Origin of the sequence: Colwellia sp. BRX8-7 (assembly GCF_014077275.1) — a bacterium.
Lineage (GTDB): Bacteria > Pseudomonadota > Gammaproteobacteria > Enterobacterales > Alteromonadaceae > Colwellia_A.
The window spans coordinates 1-321 of the sequence record NZ_JACGVP010000115.1; the positions used below are offsets into that span (position 1 = coordinate 1).

At 36.8% G+C, this 321-nt stretch carries 1 protein-coding gene; it reads right to left on the reverse strand.

Annotated elements, in window-relative coordinates; translation table 11 throughout:
- Positions 1–93: 93 nt before the first annotated feature.
- A partial coding sequence (locus H4J57_RS19665; protein WP_182243980.1) for a DUF418 domain-containing protein occupies positions 94–321 on the reverse strand: 228 nt, incomplete at its 5' end.

The following is a 321-nucleotide window of genomic DNA, read 5'->3' on the forward strand; positions in this document are numbered from 1 at the left end:
ATAACGCCGTTTTAAGCGGCAAATTGCAGTTGGCTAAAATGTGTGAGGTACGAACAACAACCAACTGTAATTTGTCCGACTTGAAAACCCTTGTTAGCTTGCAACTTTACGAAAAAGCCATTCTAAAGGGCCTGTTTTGAAATATTTAAGCCACATAACACTAAAGACAATCCCACAAATACAGAATATTAATGCGCTTAATAATGCAAAGTTAATTGTTTGGTTTATTAACAACCCCATAGATTCAAGAGTCCCCATGCCTAAAATGACATGAGCTACATATAAGGTTAAAGACAATTGCCCTGTCTGACATAACCACTT